The sequence below is a fragment of the Streptomyces sp. S07_1.15 genome (genome assembly GCF_020739505.1).
Taxonomy (GTDB): Bacteria; Actinomycetota; Actinomycetes; order Streptomycetales; family Streptomycetaceae; genus Streptomyces; species Streptomyces xinghaiensis.
In genome coordinates, this window is the sequence record NZ_JAJBZK010000001.1 from 3,036,103 (window position 1) to 3,055,253 (window position 19,151).

Here is a 19,151-nt window from a genome sequence, read left to right on the forward strand (position 1 = left end):
GAGAACGCTCCTCCACCGGCCGGGTTCCGTACCACCTGAGGCGCAGCCACCCGTAGGGGTGACCGGGTCCGCTCCCGGACCGGGCACCGGAGTCCGGGCCGGGGCCCGCCCAGGCGGTGTTCCGCCGGGCGCGCGGCCTCAGCCCGCCCGGTGCACCACCGCGTCGCACAGGCTCTCCAGCGCCGCCTTCGCCGGGCCGTCCGGCAGCGGGACGAGGGTGGTGCGGGCCTCCTCGGCATAGCGCACGGTGTCCTGGCGCGCCTGCTCCAGCGCGGGGTGCTCGCGCAGCCGCCGCAGGGCCTCGGTCACCACCGCGTCGTCCGTGAGGTCGCCGTCCAGGAGTGCGCACAGCTCGCGGTCCTCCGGGCGGCCGTGCCGCTCGGCCGCCGCCCGCAGATGCAGCACCGGCAGGGTCGGGATGCCCTCGCGGAGGTCCGTGCCCGGGGTCTTGCCCGACTCGCGGCTGTCGCTGGCGATGTCGAGGACGTCGTCCGCGAGCTGGAAGGCGGTGCCGAGCCGCTCGCCGTACTGGGTGAGGATGTCCACGACCCGCTCGTCGGCGCCCGCCATCATGGCGCCGAAGCGGCCGGCGACGGCGATCAGCGAACCGGTCTTGCCGGCGATCACGTCGAGGTAGTGGGCGATGGGGTCGCGCCCGGCGCCCGGGCCGGCGGTCTCCAGGATCTGACCGGTGACCAGCCGCTCGAACGCCTCGGCCTGGATGCGGACGGCCTCCGGGCCGAGGTCGGCCAGCAGGTGCGAGGCGCGGGCGAAGAGGAAGTCGCCGGTGAGGACGGCCACCGAGTTGTCCCAGTTGGCGTTGGCGCTGGGCACCCCCCTGCGCACATCGGCCTCGTCCATGACGTCGTCGTGGTAGAGCGTGGCGAGATGCGTCAGCTCGACGACGACGGCGGACGGCACGACGCCCGGCGCGTGCGGGTCGCCGAACTGCGCGGCGAGCGTCACCAGCAGCGGGCGGAACCGCTTGCCCCCGGCGCGGACGAGGTGCTGGGCGGCCTCGGTGATGAACGGCACACCGCTCTTGGTGGCCTCCAGCAGGCCCTCCTCGACAGCCGCCAACCCGGCCTGGACATCGGCTTCCAGAGCCTGGTCCCGCACGCTCAGCCCGAAGGGCCCGACGACGGTCACGAGGGGTTCTCCTGTCTGCGGACGACCCCGCGGCTCATGTGCGACCCGCGGAATGTCGATGTATCGCTGTCACGGCCATCACCATCACGCGCAGCGTATCCGGTCGCCCGACGATCACAGCGGGCGGCCGTTCACCGGGAAAGACCGCTGGGGACGCCTTCCCGCACCCGCTTCCGGCACTCCGCCGCGCCGGGCGGCCCCCGATGTGTTGTTCGTCACGCCGTACGGGCCCCGCAGTCGGCCCCGGCCCGCGGGCCGCGGGGCCCGCGGGCCGTCACCAGCAGTCGGCGGCCACCGCCTTCGCCAGCCGCGGCGAGGCGTACTCCGTACCGCAGACGAAGCGCATCACCGGCCCGTACGAGAACGCCGCCGGCAGCCCGGTGAAGTAGAGGCCGGGGAGCGAGGAGCGGTAGCCCGCGCGGAGGGCCGGGGAGCCGCGGTCGGCGGCCAGTCCGGTGCGGAGGCCGGGCCCGAGGAAGTCCATCGCGGCCAGGTCCACGCGGTAGCCGGTGGCGGCCATGACGTGGTCGGCGGAGAGTTCCGCGGTGGCGCCGTCGAGGCCGGCGACGGCGAGGACCGGGCGGCCGTCCTCGATCCGGAGCGCCCGGATCGCGCGCATCGGCGTCACGGGGACGCGGCCCTCGAACCGCTCCCGCAGCCACCAGGCGCCGAGCGGGCCGAGCACCCGGCGCACGAGGTGGTGGCGGGCGCGGGCGGGCAGGAGGCGGTAGGCGTCCGCGTAGTGGCTGACCGCGTGGAGGGACCAGGCCCGTCCGAACGGCGAGTCGGGGCGGAGGCGGGGCTGCCGCCAGGGCGGGGAGCCGAAGCCGACGGCGCCCCGGCCGCGGGCGACGACCCGGACCTCGGCCCCCGCCTCCCGCAGCAGCACCGCGTTCTCCAGCGCCGACTGCCCGGCGCCGACGACCAGCACCGACCGCCCGGCGAAGCGGCTGAGATCCCGGTGGTGGGAGCTGTGCGAGACGGGGCCGGTGGCCGAGGGGCCCCCGGGGACGGCGGAGGCCAGCGCCGCGGGCAGCCGGGCCAGCCCGCTGAGGCCGGTGGCGACGACCACGGCCCGGGCGGTGAACTGCTCTCCGGAGTCCAGCTTCAGCTCGTAGCCGCGGCCCCCGGCCCGCCGCTCCACGGAGACCACCCGGACCTCCTCCAGCCGGGGCACCAGCCGCTCCCGGAACCAGTCCCCGTAGGCGGCGAAGGTCTCCACGGGGACCAGGTCCTCGTCGGTGACGAGCCGGCGGATGCCCGCCGCGTCGCAGTAGTCGGTGAGGGTGTGCCCGGCCTGCGGCGCGTCGATGGCGGAGGCGGCCGGGGTGGACTTGAGGAGCATCCCGGCGGGCATGTGCTCACGCCAACTGGACATCGGGGAACCGAAGACCCGCACGGGAAGGGAGCGGGCCCGCAGATGGGCGGCGGTCGACAGACCGTACGGGCCGGCCCCGATGACGGCCACGGGACCGGGATACGACGCCCGGTCACCGGGCCGGCCGGACGCACCGGACGGGGCGCCGGACGGCGCACCGGACGGACCGTGCGGGCCGGACGGTTCACCGGACGGCGACGGCGCGGAGGAGGCTGCGGGACTGGTCACGGACGATTCCCTCCCGGGGACACGACGGGGCTCGGCACCGGCGGAGGACACCGCGGGGCCGCTTGCTGCTGGTACGTCATCCGGCTTTCCGCCGGGGTCTGCCGGCGGCGCGGCGGCCGAACACGGCCCGGACGGCGGCCGTCCGCATCTGCCGGACCGCCACGCTCCGGACCACCGTGCTCCGGACCGCCGGGCCCCGCGGCCCGCTGCCGGGGGAGGCCGGACGCCGGGCCGCCGGGTTCCCGGCGGACGGGCTCCCCACCGGTGGACCACCGTCCGGTGCCCCCGCCCCCGCGTCACCCCGGCGCCGTTCCGCGCGCAGCTCGTCCGCCCGCCGCCGTTTGGCGCGCCGCCGCTGCAGCAGGTGCCGGGCGCCGGGCCGGACGAAGCGGGCGAGCATGGTGAAGAACGGCCTGAGGTCGTCCCGGGCCAGCCAGGCCAGCTCCGTACCGGCCGGCCGCGCCGGGGCGTGCGGGGTGGTGTAGCCGCTGCGCCGGTAGGCCAGCAGGGCCGGCAGGTCGATGTTCTCCACCACGAAGCGGTGCCCGGAGCGCTGTGCGGCGCCGGGCACCGGGCGGCCGGTGAGGTCGAGGTGGAGGGCGCGGACCACGTCGACACCGGCGGCGTTCTCGAAGAGCCGGAACTGGGCGCCCATCCGCGGGTTGAAGTCGAGCAGCTTGTAGCGGCCGTCACGGCGGTCGTGCCGCAGATCGAGGTCGACGACGCCGGTGAAGCCGATGCGTTTGACGAAGCGCGCGGCGAGCGCGGCCAGTTCCGGGTTGTCGACGACGTAGGCGCTGGCGGTCATGCCCGCGTGCGGCGGCCAGGAGCGGACCTTGACGCCGGTGAAGAGGGCGAGCGCGTCGCCCTCGGCGTCGAAGTAGCCGTGGACGATCCAGTCCTCCGCCTCCTCGCGCGGCAGGTACTCCTGGAGCACCACCCCCGGCCGCGGCCCCCAGCCCTCCGCGAGCCGCAGGAGTTCGGCGGCGCCGCCGATCCGGGTGGTCCCGGCCACCGCGGGGGCGCTGCGGCGGACGAACGCCTCCCGGTTCTTGGCGACGACGGGGAAGCGTGCCGTGGCCGCGAACTCCTCGACGTCGGCGTACGAGTCGGGGAAGGCGGCGGCGGGCGAGGGCACCCCGTGCTCGGTGCAGAGTTCGTGCAGGCCCTGCTTGCTGGCCAGCCGGCGCGGCAGCCCCGGTTCGACCCGGGGGAAGAGGAAGCGCTCGGCGAGGGGCCCGGCGTGCTCCGCGATGAGCACCGCCGCCTCCTCGTCGGTGGGCACCAGGACCGCCGGGCGGCCGATCTCCCGGCCGATGTCGAGGAGTTGGCCCACCAGCCGCTCCGGTTCCTCCCGGCCGGTCGTGGGGCGGACGAAGGCCCGCCGCAGATAGCGGGAGACGGCCGCGGGCGTCCAGCGGTCCTCCGTGAGGGCGTACATCGGCACGCCGAGTCTGCCGAGACTGCGGATGGCGCCCACGCCGCCGTGGTGCAGTGGGTAGTTCCCGATCTTGACGATCAGTCCGGGCACGGCCCGGTCGGCCCGTAAGGGCATGCTTCGGCTCGCCACTCCCCCGCCCCCCTCGGCCACAGCGGCCAGCGGCCCCCCGCTGTCCGTGACCCGCCAGGGAACGTACGCCGGAATGTCCAGTTCCAGCAATCCTTTTCCTGACATTGCACGCTCTGTGCACCGTTTCCGCTCACTTCACAACGGAACCCCTTCGCCTGGGACCGCATCGGCCCGGCCCCCGATCGGCCCCCGGGCCCGGCACATCGCGCCCTCCGCCCCGTAACCTGAGGCCGAGCACGAGCCGGGCGATATGAAGGCGAGGCAGTGTCCATGCCCCAGCAGGATCCGTTCGATCCCCCAAGACCCGCGGCGCACGCCGGCGACGGTCTCTACGGTCCGCAGAACCTGCCGTACGGCGTCTTCAGCACCCCCGACGAGCCCGGCCGCAAGCGCATCGGCGTGCGCTACGGCGACCGTGTCCTGGACGTGCACACGGCCGCCACCGCCCTCGGCTCCCCGCACGCCGACGTCCTGGCCCACCCCACCCTCAACCCGCTGATGGCCGCCGGACGCCCCACCTGGCGGGCCGTCCGGGCGAGCGTGGCCACCTGGGTCGGCTATCCCGCCATCGAACCGTTCCTGCACCCGCTCACCGAGGTGACGCTGCACCTCCCCTTCGAGGTCGCCGACTACGCCGACTTCTACTCCAGCGAGCACCACGCCACCAACGTCGGGCGGATCTTCCGGCCGGACGGAGCCCCGCTCACCCCCAACTGGAAGCATCTGCCGATCGGTTACCACGGCCGGGCCGGCACCGTCGTCGTCTCCGGCACCCCGGTCATCCGCCCCGGCGGCCAGCGCCTCGCGGGCGACACGCCCGTCTTCGGCCCCACCCAGCGGCTCGACATCGAGGCCGAGGTCGGCTTCGTCGTCGGCGCGCCCTCACGGCTCGGCGAGCGGGTGCCGCTCTCCGCCTTCCGCGAGCACGTCTTCGGCCTCTGCCTGCTCAACGACTGGTCCGCCCGGGACATCCAGTCCTGGGAGTACCGCCCCCTCGGACCGTTCCTCGGCAAGTCCTTCGCCACCTCCGTCTCGGCCTGGGTCACCCCCCTCGACGCCCTCGACGCGGCCCGGACCCCGCCGCCCCCGCGCGACCCCCGGCCGCTGCCGTACCTCGACGACACGGCGGAGGCCGAGCCCGGCGGCTTCGACCTCCGCATCACGGTCGCCGTCAACGGCCACACCGTCGCGGAACCGCCGTTCTCCGCCATGTACTGGACGGCGGCCCAGCAGCTCGCCCATCTGACCTCGGGCGGCGCCTCCCTGCGCACCGGGGACCTCTTCGCCTCCGGCACGGTGAGCGGCCCGGATCCGCACCAGCGCGGCTGCCTGCTGGAGCTCACCTGGAACGGCCGCGACCCGCTCGACCTGCCCGGCGGCAAGCGCACCTACCTGGAGGACGGCGACGAGGTCACCCTCACCGCCTGGGCCCCCGGCCCGGAGGGCACCCGCCTCGGCCTCGGCGAGGTCACCGGCCGGATCGTGCCGGCGTAGCACCCTCCGGCCGCCGCCCCGGCTGCCCCAGCTGCCCCGGCTGCCCCGGCCGCGGCCGGCCGGACAGGCCGGTGGGCCGCCGCCCTCCAGGGGCGGCGGCCCACCGCCGTGCCGGGTGCGCGGCGCGGGCGAACCGCGCCGCGCCGTGGTGCGTCAGCGCACGAAGACCCCCGCCTGGCCGGCCAGGTCCAGGAAGTACTGCGGCGCGATGCCGAGCACCAGCGTGACGACGACGCCCACCGCGATGGCCGTCGAGGTCAGCGCGCTGGGCACGGCGACCGTCGGGCCGCCCGCCTGCGGCTCGTTGAAGAACATCAGCACGATGACGCGGATGTAGAAGAAGGCCGCGATGGCCGAGGAGACCACACCGACCACGACCAGCGCGCCCGCGCCGCCCTCCGCCGCCGCCTTGAACACCGCGAACTTGCCCGCGAACCCGGAGGTCAGCGGGATGCCCGCGAAGGCCAGCAGGAAGATCCCGAAGACCGCCGCGACCAGCGGCGACCGCCGCCCCAGCCCGACCCACTTCGACAGGTGCGTGGCCTCGCCGCCCGCGTCGCGGACCAGCGTCACCACGGCGAAGGCGCCGACCGTGACGAAGGAGTAGGCCAGCAGGTAGAAGAGCACCGAGGAGATGCCGGACGGCGTGGTGGCCACGACGCCCGCCAGGATGAACCCGGCGTGGGCGATCGAGGAGTACGCCAGCAGCCGCTTCACATCGGTCTGGGTGACCGCGACGATCGCGCCGACCATCATCGTGACGATGACGACGCCCCACATCACCGGCCGCCAGTCCCAGCGCAGGCCGGGCAGCACCACGTACAGGATCCGCAGCAGCGCGCCGAAGGCCGCGACCTTGGTGGCCGCCGCCATGAAGCCGGTGACCGGGGTCGGGGCGCCCTGGTAGACGTCCGGGGTCCACATGTGGAACGGGACCGCGCCGACCTTGAAGAGCAGGCCCATCAGCACCAGCGCGGCACCGATCAGCAGCAGCGCGTCATTGCCCATGGTGGCGGCCACGGAGGGCTCCACCTGCTGGAGGTCGCCGGAGATCACCTGCGCGATGCCGCCGTACGTGACGGTGCCCGCGTAGCCGTACAGCAGCGCGATGCCGAAGAGCAGGAACGCCGAGGAGAAGGCGCCGAGCAGGAAGTACTTGACCGCCGCCTCCTGCGACAGCAGCCGCTGCCGGCGGGCCAGCGCGCACAGCACGTACAGCGGCAGCGAGAGGACTTCCAGGGCCACGAAGAGCGTCAGCAGGTCGTTGGCCGCCGGGAACACCAGCATGCCGGTGACCGCCAGCAGCAGCATCGGGAACACCTCGGTGGTGGTGAACCCGGCCTTCACCGCGGCCTGTTCGGCCGCCCCGCCGGGGGTGGCGGCGGCCTGCGCGGCGAAGGAGTCCACCCGCTTGCCGTGCGCCGCCGGGTCCAGCCTCCGCTCGGCGAAGATGAGGACGGAGACGAGGGCCACCAGCAGCACCGTGCCCTGGAGGAAGAGCGCCGGGCCGTCGACGGCCAGCGCGCCCATCGCCGCCACCTGCGCCTTGTCCGTGCCGTGCCCGCCGGCCGCCAGGCCGATCACGGAGGCGAGGGCGGCGGCCAGGCCGACCGCGGTCAGCCCGACCTGGGCGTAGTAGCGGGCCCGGCGCGGCAGGAACGCCTCGAACAGGATCCCGATGACCGCCGCGCCCAGCACGATCAGCACCGGGGCGATCTGGGCGTACTCGATGTCCGGCGCCTCGATCTTCAACGGCGCCTCGGCCGAGATCGTCCACAGGCTGTGGACGGATGCCATGGGGCTCACTTCGCGGCCTCCACATCAGGTGACGGGATGTCGACGTCGGGCTTCGGATCCGTTTTCCGCACGTCCGACATGGTGTGCTCGACAGCCGGGTTGACGATGTCCGTCAGCGGCTTGGGGAAGACGCCGAGGAAGATCAGCAGAGCGATCAGCGGCGTCACGACCACCAGCTCCCGCAGCCGCAGATCGGGCATCTTCAGCACGCCCTCCTTCACCGGCCCGGTCATGGTGCGCTGGTAGAGCACCAGGACGTAGATCGCGGCGAGGACGATGCCGATGGTGGCGATGATCCCGATCACCGGATACCGGCTGAAGGTGCCGACCAGGACCAGGAACTCGCTGACGAACGGGGCGAGCCCGGGCAGCGACAGCGTCGCCAGACCACCGATCAGGAAGGTGCCGGCCAGCACCGGGGCCACCTTCTGCACCCCGCCGAAGTCGGCGATGAGCCGCGAGCCGCGGCGCGAGATCAGGAAGCCGGCGACGAGCATCAGCACCGCCGTCGAGATCCCGTGGAAGACCATGTAGAGCGTCGCCCCGCTCTGGCCCTGGCTCGTCATCGCGAAGATGCCCAGGATGATGAAGCCGAAGTGGGACACCGAGGCGTAGGCGATCAGCCGCTTCATGTCCCGCTGGCCGACCGCCAGCAGCGCGCCGTAGACGATGCTGACCAGGGCCAGCACCAGCACCACCGGCGTCGCCCACGCACTGGCCTCCGGGAAGAGCCCGAGGCAGAAGCGGAGCATCGCGAAGGTGCCGACCTTGTCCATCACCGCGGTGATCAGCACGGCGACGGGGGCCGTCGACTCGCCCATGGCGTTGGGCAGCCAGGTGTGCAGCGGCCACAGCGGCGCCTTCACCGCGAAGGCGAAGAAGAAGCCCAGGAAGAGCAGCCGCTCGGTGGTGGTCGCCATGGTCAGCTCACCGGAGGCGCGGGCCTCGGTGATCTGCTGGAGCGAGAAGGTGCCCTCGCCGAGCTGGTCGGCGGTGACGGCGTAGAGCCCGACGACCGCGGCGAGCATGATCAGGCCGCCCGCCAGGTTGTAGAGCAGGAACTTGACGGCCGCGTAGGTGCGCTGCTTGGCCGCCTCCTCGTCGCTCTGGGCGTGCGCCCGGTCCCCGAAGCCCCCGATGAGGAAGTACATCGGGATGAGCATGGCCTCGAAGAAGATGTAGAAGAGGAAGACGTCGGTCGCGGCGAAGGAGATGATCACCATCGCCTCGACCATCAGGATCAGCGCGAAGAAGCCCTGCACCGGGCGCCAGCGCCGGCCGGCCCCGTCGCCGCTCTCCTCGGCCGCCGGGTCGGCGTCGCGCCAGGCCGCCAGGATGATGAACGGCATCAGCAGCGCGGTGAGCCCGATCAGGGCGGCGCCGATGCCGTCCACGCCCAGCTCGTAGCGGACGCCGAAGTCGGCGATCCAGGCCCGGGACTCGGCGAGCTGGTAGCGCTCGCCGCCCGGGTCGAAGCGGGCCAGCACGATCCCCGCCAGCACCAGGGTGCCGAGCGAGAAGAGCAGCGCCGTCCACTTGGCCGCGGTGCGCTTCGCGGCGGGCACGGCCGCGGTCGCGATCGCTCCCAGCGCCGGCAGCACGGCCGCGGCCGTCAGCAGCGGGAAGCCGTCGTTGACAACAGAAGACATGATCAGACCGCCCTCATCAGCAGGGTCGCGGCGATCAGGACCGCCGTACCGCCGAACATCGAGACCGCGTAGGAGCGGACGAAGCCGTTCTGCATCCGCCGCATCCGGCCGGAGAGTCCGCCGACCGCCGCCGCGGTGCCGTTGACGACCCCGTCCACGCCCTTGTTGTCGACGTAGACCAGACCGCGGGTCAGATACTCGCCGGGCTTCACCAGCGCGACGTGGTTGAAGTCGTCCTGGAGCAGATCGCGGCGGGCGGCCCGGGTGAGCAGCGAGCCGCGCGGCGCGGTGACGGGCACGGGCTTGCGGCCGTACTGCAGCCAGGCCACCAGCACACCGAGCAGCAGGACGACGACGGTCGCGCCGGTCACGGCCGCCGCGCTCAGCGGGGAGTGGCCGTGGTCGTGTCCGGTGACCGGCTCCAGCCAGTGCAGGAAGGAGCTGTTCCAGCTGAACAGCCCGCCCGCGAAGACCGATCCGAAGGCCAGCACGATCATGGGGATCGTCATGGACCTGGGCGACTCGTGCGGATGCGGCATCGTGTGGTCGCCGGCGGTCTCGGCGGCGGGCTCCACGTCCGGCGCGTCCGGGGAGGGCGTCGGGGCCCAGCGCTTCTCGCCGAAGAAGGTGAGCAGCATGACGCGGGTCATGTAGTACGCGGTGATCGCGGCGCCCAGCAGGGCGACGCCGCCGAGGATCCAGCCCTCGGTGCCGCCCTTGGCGAAGGCGGCTTCGATGATCTTGTCCTTGGACCAGAAGCCGGACAGGCCCGGGAAGCCGATGATCGCCAGATAGCCGAGGCCGAAGGTGACGAAGGTGACCGGCATGTACTTCCTGAGGCCCCCGTACTTCCGCATGTCCACCTCGTCGTTCATGCCGTGCATGACCGAACCGGCGCCGAGGAAGAGCCCGGCCTTGAAGAAGCCGTGGGTGACCAGGTGCATGATCGCGAAGACGTAGCCGATCGGGCCCAGTCCGGCGGCCAGCACCATGTAGCCGATCTGCGACATCGTCGAGCCGGCCAGCGCCTTCTTGATGTCGTCCTTCGCGCTACCGACGATCGCACCGAAGAGCAGCGTGACCGCGCCGACGATGGCGACGACGAGCTGGGCGTCCGGCGAGCCGTTGAAGATGGCGCCGGAGCGGACGATCAGGTAGACGCCGGCGGTGACCATGGTGGCGGCGTGGATGAGGGCCGAGACCGGGGTCGGGCCCTCCATCGCGTCGCCCAGCCAGGACTGCAGCGGCACCTGGGCCGACTTGCCGCAGGCGGCCAGCAGCAGCATCAGGCCGATGGCCGTCAGCATCCCCTCGGAGGTCTCGCCCGCCGAGGCCAGCACCGGCTCGAAGGCGAAGGTGCCGAAGGTCGTGAACATCAGCATGATCGCGATGGACAGGCCGACGTCGCCGACGCGGTTGACGATGAACGCCTTTTTCGCGGCGGTGGCCGCGCTCGGCTTGTGCTGCCAGAAGCCGATCAGCAGGTAGGACGCCAGGCCGACGCCCTCCCAGCCCGCGTACAGCAGCAGGTAGTTGTCGGCCAGGACCAGCAGCAGCATCGCCGCGAGGAACAGGTTGAGATAGCCGAAGAATCGGCGGCGCCGCTCGTCGTGCTCCATGTAGCCGATCGAGTAGATGTGGATCAGCGAACCCACACCGGTGATCAGCAGTACGAAGGTCATCGACAGCTGGTCCAGCTGGAAGGCGACATCCGCCTGGAAGCCCTCCACGGGCACCCAGCTGAACAGGCGCTGGTGCAGGGCGCGGTCCTCGCCGTCCCGGCCCAGCATGTCGGCGAAGAGCACCGCGCCGACGACGAACGAGGCCACCGCGAGCGCCGTGCCGATCCAGTGCCCGGCGCGGTCCAGCCGCCGGCCGCCGCACAGCAGCACGGCCGCGCCGAGCAGCGGCGCCGCGACGAGCAATCCGATGAGGTTCTCCACTTCTTCGACCCCTTACAGCTTCATCAGAGAGGCGTCATCGACCGAGGCCGAGTGGCGGGTACGGAAGAGCATCACGATGATCGCCAGACCGATCACGACCTCCGCGGCGGCGACGACCATCGTGAAGAAGGCGATGATCTGCCCGTCGAGGTTGCCGTGCATCCGGGAGAAGGCGACCAGCGTCAGGTTGCAGGCGTTGAGCATCAGCTCGACGCACATGAACACGACGATCGCGTTGCGCCGGAGCAGCACCCCGGCGGCGCCGATGGTGAACAACAGCGCGGCGAGATAGACGTAGTTCACCGGGTTCACTTGCCGGCCTCCTCAGAAGTGGCGTCCCGGCGCTCCAGGCGCACCTCGGAGCGCTGCTCCAGAGCGGCCAGATCGGCCAGCGCCCGGCCGGACACGTCGCGGATCTGGCCGCGGGCACGCAGCGTCGGGTTGACGGTGAGCTCCGAGGGCGTGCCGTCCGGCAGCAGCCCGGGGATGTCCACGGCGTTGTGCCGGGCGTAGACACCGGGCGCGGGCAGCGGCGGGACCTGCTTGCCCTCGCGGACCCGGCGCTCGGCCAGTTCGCGCTGGCTGGGCAGGCGCTCGGTGCGCTCGCGGTGCGTCAGGATCATCGCGCCGACGGCGGCGGTGATCAGCAGCGCGCCGGTGAGCTCGAAGGCGAAGACGTATTTGGTGAAGATGGTCTCCGCCAGCCCCTGGACGTTCCCGCCGGAGTTGGCCGTGCCGAGTCCGGCGAAGGTCTTCAGCGAGGCGTTGCCGATGCCGGCGATCAGCAGGACGCCGAAGCCGAGGCCGGTGAGGGCGGCCAGCCAGCGCTGGCCCTTCAGGGCCTCCTTCAGCGAGTCCGCCGCGGTGACACCGACGAGCATCACCACGAACAGGAACAGCATCATGATCGCGCCGGTGTAGACGACGATCTGGACGACGCCCAGGAAGTAGGCCCCGTTGGCCAGGTAGAACACCGCGAGGATGATCATGGTCCCGGCGAGGCAGAGCGCGGAGTGGATCGCCCGGCGCAGCAGGACCGTGCCGAGCGCCCCGAGGACGGCCACGGTGCCCAGGACCCAGAACTGGACGGCCTCCCCGGTGGAGGTGGAGTAGGCGGCGATCGCGTTCATCGTTCGACCACCTTCTCCGAGGCGGGCTCCCCCGGGCCGAAGTCGGACGCCGCGTCCTGCGGCATCTCGCCCTTGGAGACGGCCGGCTGCTGGACGGTCCCGGGGGCGGCCTCGGTGACGAGGCCCCGGTAGTAGTCCTGCTCGGTCATGCCCGGGAAGATGGCGTGCGGCGAGTCGACCATGCCCTCCTTCAGCCCCGCGAGCAGCTCCTCCTTGGTGTAGATGAGCGATTCGCGGGTCCGGTCGGCGAGCTCGTAGTCGTTGGTCATCGTCAGCGCCCGGGTGGGGCACGCCTCGACGCAGAGACCGCAGAGGATGCAGCGCAGATAGTTGATCTGGTAGACGCGGCCGTAGCGCTCGCCCGGCGAGTAGCGCTCCTCGTCGGTGTTGTCGGCGCCCTCGACGTAGATCGCGTCGGCGGGGCAGGCCCAGGCGCAGAGTTCGCAGCCGACGCACTTCTCCAGCCCGTCCGGGTGCCGGTTGAGCTGATGCCGGCCGTGGAACCGGGGCGCCGTCGGCTTCTTCTGCTCCGGGTACTGCTCGGTCAGCCGCTTCTTGAACATGGCCTTGAAGGTCACGCCGAAGCCGGCCACGGGGTTATCGGGCATTGTCGGCCTCCTCTCCGTTGGTCGTCGCGTCGTCGGAACCGGCGGCGACGGTCACGGGCGGCTGCTCGTGACGGGGGCGCCGGCGCGGAACCGGGGGCAGGGTCTGCCCCGGCATCGGCGGTACGGGGTAGCCGCCGGCCATCGGGTCGAACTCGCCTCCGGTGCCCTTGCCGTCCGCGCCGGGACCGTCCGGCTCGTCCTGCCGGCCGCGGAAGAGATCCGCGACGAAGGACAGCAGCAGCACGACGAGCACGGCGCCGATCACATAGAACGCGATCTCCTGGAAGTCGTAGTTCTCGTTCCGCAGGGCCCGGACGGTGGCGACCATCATCAGCCAGACCGCCGCGACCGGGATGAGGACCTTCCAGCCGAGCTTCATCAGCTGGTCGTAGCGGACCCGGGGGAGGGTGCCGCGCAGCCAGATGAAACCGAACAGCAGGAGGTTGACCTTGATGACGAACCAGAGCATCGGCCACCAGCCGTGGTTCGCGCCCTCCCAGAAGGTGCTGACCGGCCAGGGAGCGCGCCAGCCGCCGAGGAAGAGGGTGACCGCCACCGCCGAGACGGTGACCATGTTGATGTACTCGGCGAGCATGAACATCGCGAACTTGATCGACGAGTACTCGGTGTTGAAGCCGCCGACGAGGTCGCCCTCGGACTCCGGCATGTCGAACGGCGCCCGGTTGACCTCACCGACCATCGACACCATGTAGATGAGGAAGGACACCGGCAGCAGGATCGCGAACCAGCGGTCCCCCTGCGCGTCGACGATGGCCGAGGTGGACATCGAGCCGGAGTAGAGGAAGACGGCCGCGAAGGAGAGGCCCATCGCGATCTCGTAGGAGATCACCTGGGCGACCGAGCGCATACCGCCGAGCAGCGGGTACGTCGAGCCGGAGGACCAGCCGGCGAGCACGATGCCGTAGATGCCGACGGAGGCCACCGCCAGGATGTACAGCACGGCGATCGGCAGGTCGGTCAGCTGCAGCGCGGTGCGCTCGCCGAAGACCGACACCTCGTTGCCGGGCGGGCCGAAGGGGATCACCGCGATCGCCATGAAGGCGGGGACCGCCGCGACGATCGGCGCCAGGACGTAGACGAGCTTGTCGGCCCGCTTGACGATGACGTCTTCCTTCAGCATCAGCTTGGCGCCGTCGGCGAGCGACTGCAGCAGACCCCAGGGGCCGTGCCGGTTGGGGCCGATGCGGCGCTGCATCCAGGCGACGACCTTGCGCTCCCACACGATGGAGAACAGCACGGTCAGCAGCACGAACGCGAAGCAGAAAACCGCCTTGAGCGCGACGAGCCACCAGGGATCGCCGCCGAACACCGACAGGTCCTCGGCCGCGAGGTGCAGGGCCCCGCCCGGCTCGGCGGCCGCGTCCCACAGCGTGACGGAACTCATGAGCGCACCTCCTCGGCTTCGGTGCCCGCCGCGGCGGTGGCCGCGGAGAGCCGGACGACCTCACCGGGGCGGGCCCCGGTGTCGGCCAGGACGCCGCCGCCGGTGGAGTTCAGCGGCAGCCAGACGACGCGGTCGGGCATCTCCGTGATACGCAGCGGCAGTTCGGTCGAGCCGCCCGGTCCGGAGACCCGGAGCGGCTCCCCCTCGGCGATCCCGGCCTCGGCGGCCGTGGCCGCGGAGAGCCGGGCGACCGCTTCGTGCCGGGTGCCGGCCAGCGCCTCGTCACCGACCTGGAGGACGCCCTGGTCGAGCAGGAGCCGGTGACCGGCGAGGACCGCCTCGCCCGCGGACGGGCGGGTCGCGGACCGCGTGGTGCCGCCCGCCGGGCCGCCGTAGTCGGAGTCACCGGGTCCGGCCGGTACGGCACCGGCCCAGCCGCCGAGCCGGTCCATCTCCCGGCGCACGGCGAGCAGATCGGGCAGGGCGAGCCGGGCGGCGGACCGCTCGGCGGAGCGCTCGCCGTCACCGGCGCCGAGGTCCGCGAGGGTGTCCGCGAGCATGTGCAGCACGCGGCTGTCGGGGACGACGTGGCGGCGGGTCATCTGGTCGGGCTTGATGGACGCCTCGAACATGCGCGCCCGGCCCTCCCAGTTGAGGAAGGTGCCGGCCTTCTCCGCGACGGCGGCGACCGGCAGGACCACATCGGCCCGTTCGGTGACCTCCGACGGCCGCAGCTCCAGGCTGACCAGGAAGCCCACCGCGTCAAGGGCCCGCCGGGCCGCCGCCGGGTCCGGGAGGTCCGCGACCTCCACGCCGCCGACGAGCAGCGCGGCCAGTCCGCCGGTGGTCGCGGCCTCGATGATCTCGCCGGTGTCCCGGCCGAGGCGGTGCGGCAGTCCGGCGGCGGGGACGCCCCAGGCGGCCGCGGTCTCCTCACGGGCGCGCGGGTCGGTGGCCGGGCGGCCGCCGGGCAGCAGCCCGGGCAGGGCACCGGCTTCGACCGCGCCCCGCTCCCCGGCCCGGCGCGGAATCCACACCAGCCGGGCGCCGGTGGCCGTCGCGGCCCGTACGGCGGCGGAGAGCGCGCCCGGGGAGGCGGCCAGCCGTTCGCCGACGACGATGACGGCGCCCTCGGCGCGCAGCGCGTCGGCGGCGGCCTCGCCGTCCGCCTCCAGGCCGATCCGCCCGGCGAGGGCGTCCAGCCACTCCGCCTCGGTACCCGGCGCGGCCGGCAGCAGTATGCCGCCGGCCTTGGTCAGGCCCGGGGTGGCGTAGGGCGCCAGGGAGAAGGTCTTCTGACCGTGCTTGCGCATGGCCTTGCGGAGCCGCAGGAAGACCCCGGGGGCCTCCTCCTCGGACTCGAAGCCGGCCAGCAGGACGGCGGGCGCCTTCTCCAGCGCGGTGTAGGTGACACCGGTGCCGTCGAGGTCCGTGCCGCGTCCCGCGATCCGGGAGGCCAGGAAGTCGGCCTCCTCGGCGCTGTGGACGCGGGCGCGGAAGTCGATGTCGTTGGTGTCGAGGGCGATCCGTGCGAACTTGGCGTACGCGTAGGCGTCCTCGGCCGTGAGCCGGCCGCCGGTCAGCACACCGGTGCGGCCGCGGGCGGCGGCGAGCCCGCGGGCCGCCGCCTCCAGGGCCTCCGGCCAGCTCGCCGGCTCCAGTTCACCGCTCTCGGCGCTGCGCACCAGCGGAGTGGTGAGCCGCTCCGGCCGCTGGGCGTAGCGGAAGGCGAAGCGGCCCTTGTCGCACAGCCACTCCTCGTTGACCTCCGGGTCGTGGCCCGCGAGGCGCCGCATGACCTTGCCGCGCCGGTGGTCGGTGCGGGTCGCGCAGCCGCCCGCGCAGTGCTCGCAGACGCTGGGCGAGGAGATCAGGTCGAACGGGCGGGAGCGGAAGCGGTACGCGGCCGAGGTGAGTGCGCCGACCGGGCAGATCTGGATGGTGTTGCCGGAGAAGTAGGACTGGAACGGGACGTCCTCGCCGGTGCCGATCTGCTGGAGCGCGCCGCGCTCCAGCAGTTCGATCATCGGGTCGCCGGCGATCTCCTTGGAGAAGCGGGTGCAGCGGGCGCAGAGGACGCAGCGCTCGCGGTCCAGCAGCACCTGGGTGGAGATCGGGACGGGCTTGTCGTACGTCCGCTTCTGCCCGTCGAAGCGGGTGTCGGCCTGGCCGGTGCTCATCGCCTGGTTCTGCAGCGGGCACTCGCCGCCCTTGTCGCAGACGGGGCAGTCCAGCGGGTGGTTGATGAGGAGGAACTCCATCATCCCGCGCTGGCTCTTCTCGGCGACGGGTGAGGTGAGCTGAGTCTTCACCACCATCCCGTCCGTACAGGTGATCGTGCAGGAGGCCATGGGCTTGCGCTGGCCCTCGACCTCGACCAGGCACTGGCGGCAGGCACCGACCGGATCGAGAAGGGGGTGGTCGCAGAACCGCGGGATCTCGATGCCCAGTTCCTCGGCGGCGCGGATGACGAGCGTGCCCTTGGGGACGCTGGTCGTGATGCCGTCGATGGTGAGCGTGACGAGGTCCTCCGGCGGCACGGCCGCCTCACCGCTCCCGGAGGATCCGGTGGAGCCGCTGTTGGACGCTGCGGCGGTGACGGTCATGCGTTCACCTCCAGGTGAGAGGTCGAGGGGCCGTCGGCCCAGAGGGTGGAGCGGGCGGGGTCGAAGGGGCAGCCCCGGCCGGTGATGTGCTGCTCGTACTCCTCGCGGAAGTACTGGAGCGAGGAGAAGATCGGGCTGGCGGCGCCGTCCCCGAGCGCGCAGAACGCCTTGCCGTTGATGTTGTCGGCGATGTCGTTCAGCTTGTCGAGGTCGGAGATCCTGCCCTTGCCGGCCTCGATGTCCCGCATGAGCTGGACGAGCCAGTAGGTGCCCTCGCGGCAGGGGGTGCACTTGCCGCAGGACTCGTGGGCGTAGAACTCGGTCCAGCGGGTGACGGCGCGGACCACGCAGGTGGTCTCGTCGAAGCACTGGAGCGCCTTGGTGCCGAGCATGGAGCCGGCGGCGCCGACGCCCTCGTAGTCGAGGGGGACGTCAAGGTGCTCGTCGGTGAGGAGCGGGGTGGAGGAGCCGCCGGGGGTCCAGAACTTCAGCCGGTGGCCGGGGCGCATCCCGCCGCTCATGTCGAGGAGCTGGCGCAGGGTGATGCCCAGCGGGGCCTCGTACTGGCCGGGGCGGGCCACGTGCCCGGAGAGCGAGTAGAGCGTGAAGCCCGGGGACTTCTCGCTGCCCATCGAGCGGAACCACTCCTTGCCGCGGGCGAAGATGGCGGGCACGGAGGCGATGGACTCGACGTTGTTCACCACGGTGGGGCAGGCGTAGAGGCCGGCGACCGCGGGGAACGGGGGCCGCAGCCGGGGCTGGCCGCGGCGGCCCTCCAGGGAGTCCAGCAGCGCCGTCTCCTCACCGCAGATGTACGCGCCGGCGCCGGCGTGCACGGTGATGTCGAGGTTCTTGCCGCTGCCGAGGGCGTCCGGGCCGAGGATGCCCGCCGCGTACGCCTCGCGCACCGCCTCGTGGAGCCGGCGCAGGACGGGGACCGTCTCGCCGCGCAGATAGATGAAGGCATGGCTGGAGCGGATCGCGTGGCAGGCGATCACGATGCCCTCGATGAGGGAGTGCGGGTTGGCGAAGAGGAGCGGGATGTCCTTGCAGGTGCCGGGCTCCGACTCGTCGGCGTTGACGACGAGGTAGTGGGGCTTGCCGTCGCCCTGCGGGATGAACTGCCACTTCATCCCGGTGGGGAAGCCGGCGCCGCCGCGGCCGCGGAGGCCGGCCTCCTTGACGTAGGCGATGACGTCGTCGGGGTCCATGGCGAGGGCCTTGCGCAGCCCTTCGTAGCCCTCGTGGCGGCGGTAGGTCTCCAGCGTCCAGGACTCGGGGTCGTCCCAGAACGCGGAGAGCACCGGGGAGAGGAGCTTCTCGTGGCCCATCCCGTCTCCGTTCCCGTTCCCGTTCTCGTCGGTGCGGGCGGACCCGGTCATCGTTCCCCCTCCTCGGACACCGGTCCGGCCGGGTTGGCCGGGTCGGACGCGGCGGTCTTCTGCGGGGCGTCGTGGGAGCTGGGGTGGGTGTCCCGCTCCTCACCGGTGGGTGCCGCGCCGCGGGACGGCCCGGGGCGGCCGGGTTCCGGTTCGCCCTTGGCCAGCCGGAGTCCGGCCAGCGAGGCCGGGCCGGCGCCGCCGCTCTCCGCGACCGCGCCGGGCCGCTCGTCGGGGAAGCCGGCCAGGATGCGGGCGGTCGCCTTGAAGTCGCAGAGCTTGGCGCCGCGGGTGGGCGCGACCTCGCGGCCGGCCCGCAGGTCGTCGACGAGGGCCTTGGCGCTGTCCGGGGTCTGGTTGTCGAAGAACTCCCAGTTGACCATCACGACGGGCGCGTAGTCGCAGGCGGCGTTGCACTCGATGTGCTCCAGGGTGACCTTGCCGTCCTCGGTGGTCTCCTGGTTGCCGACGGCCAGGTGCTCCTTGAGCTCGTCGAAGATCTGGTCGCCGCCCATGACCGCGCAGAGCGTGTTGGTGCAGACGCCGACCTGGTAGTCGCCGGAGGACTTGCGGCGGTACATGGTGTAGAAGGTCGAGACGGCGGTGACCTCGGCCGTGGTCAGCCCGAGCATCTCGGCACAGAACTTGATGCCGGTGCGGGTGACGTACCCCTCCTCGGACTGCACGAGGTGCAGCAGCGGCAGCAGCGCGGAACGGCTGTCCGGGTAGCGGGAGATCACCTCCGCGGCGTCCGTCTCCAGCCGGGTGCGGACCTCGGCGGGGTAGTCGGGGGCGGGCATCTCGGGGATGCCGAG

13 protein-coding genes and 1 pseudogene are annotated in these 19,151 nt (G+C 72.5%); 1 reads left to right on the forward strand and 13 read right to left on the reverse strand.

Annotated features, from left to right (window positions below; genetic code table 11):
• Positions 1–138: 138 nt before the first annotated feature.
• From LIX60_RS12990 to LIX60_RS13000, 3 genes and pseudogenes are all read right to left on the reverse strand, one after another.
• Positions 139–1,149 carry a polyprenyl synthetase family protein gene (locus tag LIX60_RS12990; protein ID WP_227958562.1) on the reverse strand — a complete coding sequence of 337 codons (1,011 nt, stop codon included), beginning with the start codon at positions 1,147–1,149 and terminating at the stop codon, positions 139–141.
• 274 nt (positions 1,150–1,423) lie between these two features.
• Positions 1,424–2,617: an FAD-dependent oxidoreductase gene (locus LIX60_RS12995; RefSeq protein WP_227958563.1), complete on the reverse strand. Its 1,194-nt coding sequence runs from the start codon at positions 2,615–2,617 to the stop codon at positions 1,424–1,426.
• A 472-nt stretch (positions 2,618–3,089) separates the two neighbouring features.
• Positions 3,090–4,310: pseudogene (locus LIX60_RS13000) on the reverse strand (ATP-grasp domain-containing protein); the annotation flags it as partial.
• A 285-nt stretch (positions 4,311–4,595) separates the two neighbouring features.
• Here LIX60_RS13000 and fahA point away from each other — a divergent pair.
• A complete protein-coding gene (gene fahA / locus LIX60_RS13005) occupies positions 4,596–5,819 on the forward strand; it encodes a fumarylacetoacetase (RefSeq protein WP_227958564.1) in 1,224 nt (407 codons plus the stop codon).
• Positions 5,820–5,972: 153 nt separating this feature from the next.
• On the opposite strand, the gene nuoN is transcribed toward fahA, so the two are convergent.
• The 10 genes from nuoN to nuoE are packed head-to-tail and all read right to left on the reverse strand — an operon-like array spanning position 5,973 to position 19,136.
• Complete coding sequence (gene nuoN, locus LIX60_RS13010; RefSeq protein WP_227958565.1) at positions 5,973–7,625, reverse strand: NADH-quinone oxidoreductase subunit NuoN; 1,653 nt, start codon at positions 7,623–7,625, stop codon at positions 5,973–5,975.
• The gene (locus tag LIX60_RS13015) at positions 7,622–9,265 is read right to left on the reverse strand and encodes an NADH-quinone oxidoreductase subunit M (protein ID WP_227958566.1); all 1,644 of its coding nucleotides are present in this window, start codon (positions 9,263–9,265) and stop codon (positions 7,622–7,624) included. Before LIX60_RS13015 ends, nuoN begins: the two co-directional genes overlap by 4 nt.
• A 2-nt stretch (positions 9,266–9,267) precedes the next feature.
• Positions 9,268–11,208 carry an NADH-quinone oxidoreductase subunit L gene (gene nuoL / locus LIX60_RS13020; RefSeq protein WP_227958567.1) on the reverse strand — a complete coding sequence of 647 codons (1,941 nt, stop codon included), beginning with the start codon at positions 11,206–11,208 and terminating at the stop codon, positions 9,268–9,270.
• A 12-nt stretch (positions 11,209–11,220) separates the two neighbouring features.
• A complete protein-coding gene (gene nuoK / locus LIX60_RS13025; RefSeq protein WP_019707766.1) occupies positions 11,221–11,520 on the reverse strand; it encodes an NADH-quinone oxidoreductase subunit NuoK in 300 nt (99 codons plus the stop codon).
• A complete protein-coding gene (locus LIX60_RS13030) occupies positions 11,517–12,338 on the reverse strand; it encodes an NADH-quinone oxidoreductase subunit J (RefSeq protein WP_227958568.1) in 822 nt (273 codons plus the stop codon). Before LIX60_RS13030 ends, nuoK begins: the two co-directional genes overlap by 4 nt.
• Positions 12,335–12,946, reverse strand: a complete 612-nt coding sequence (gene nuoI / locus LIX60_RS13035; RefSeq protein WP_039820562.1) for an NADH-quinone oxidoreductase subunit NuoI — start codon at positions 12,944–12,946, stop codon at positions 12,335–12,337. The genes LIX60_RS13030 and nuoI overlap by 4 nt, the downstream gene beginning before the upstream one ends.
• Complete coding sequence (nuoH, locus tag LIX60_RS13040) at positions 12,936–14,351, reverse strand: NADH-quinone oxidoreductase subunit NuoH (RefSeq protein WP_227958569.1); 1,416 nt, start codon at positions 14,349–14,351, stop codon at positions 12,936–12,938. The genes nuoI and nuoH overlap by 11 nt, the downstream gene beginning before the upstream one ends.
• On the reverse strand, positions 14,348–16,957 hold the full coding sequence (locus tag LIX60_RS13045) for an NADH-quinone oxidoreductase subunit G (protein ID WP_227958570.1): 2,610 nt from the start codon (positions 16,955–16,957) through the stop codon (positions 14,348–14,350). Before LIX60_RS13045 ends, nuoH begins: the two co-directional genes overlap by 4 nt.
• Positions 16,954–18,339, reverse strand: a complete 1,386-nt coding sequence (gene nuoF / locus LIX60_RS13050; protein WP_227958571.1) for an NADH-quinone oxidoreductase subunit NuoF — start codon at positions 18,337–18,339, stop codon at positions 16,954–16,956. The genes LIX60_RS13045 and nuoF overlap by 4 nt, the downstream gene beginning before the upstream one ends.
• Positions 18,336–19,136 carry an NADH-quinone oxidoreductase subunit NuoE gene (gene nuoE / locus LIX60_RS13055; protein ID WP_227962750.1) on the reverse strand — a complete coding sequence of 267 codons (801 nt, stop codon included), beginning with the start codon at positions 19,134–19,136 and terminating at the stop codon, positions 18,336–18,338. Before nuoE ends, nuoF begins: the two co-directional genes overlap by 4 nt.
• Positions 19,137–19,151: the final 15 nt, after the last annotated feature.

Bases quoted from the DNA above. Each gene is read 5' to 3' on its own strand.
- fahA (WP_227958564.1), top strand. From the start codon at position 4,596: ATGCCCCAGCAGGATCCGTTCGATCCCCCAAGACCCGCGGCGCACGCC.
- LIX60_RS13015 (WP_227958566.1), bottom strand. From the start codon at position 9,265: ATGTCTTCTGTTGTCAACGACGGCTTCCCGCTGCTGACGGCCGCGGCC.
- LIX60_RS13030 (WP_227958568.1), bottom strand. From the start codon at position 12,338: ATGAACGCGATCGCCGCCTACTCCACCTCCACCGGGGAGGCCGTCCAG.
- nuoI (WP_039820562.1), bottom strand. From the start codon at position 12,946: ATGCCCGATAACCCCGTGGCCGGCTTCGGCGTGACCTTCAAGGCCATG.
- nuoH (WP_227958569.1), bottom strand. From the start codon at position 14,351: ATGAGTTCCGTCACGCTGTGGGACGCGGCCGCCGAGCCGGGCGGGGCC.
- LIX60_RS13045 (WP_227958570.1), bottom strand. From the start codon at position 16,957: ATGACCGTCACCGCCGCAGCGTCCAACAGCGGCTCCACCGGATCCTCC.
- nuoF (WP_227958571.1), bottom strand. From the start codon at position 18,339: ATGACCGGGTCCGCCCGCACCGACGAGAACGGGAACGGGAACGGAGAC.
- nuoE (WP_227962750.1), bottom strand. From the start codon at position 19,136: ATGCCCGCCCCCGACTACCCCGCCGAGGTCCGCACCCGGCTGGAGACG.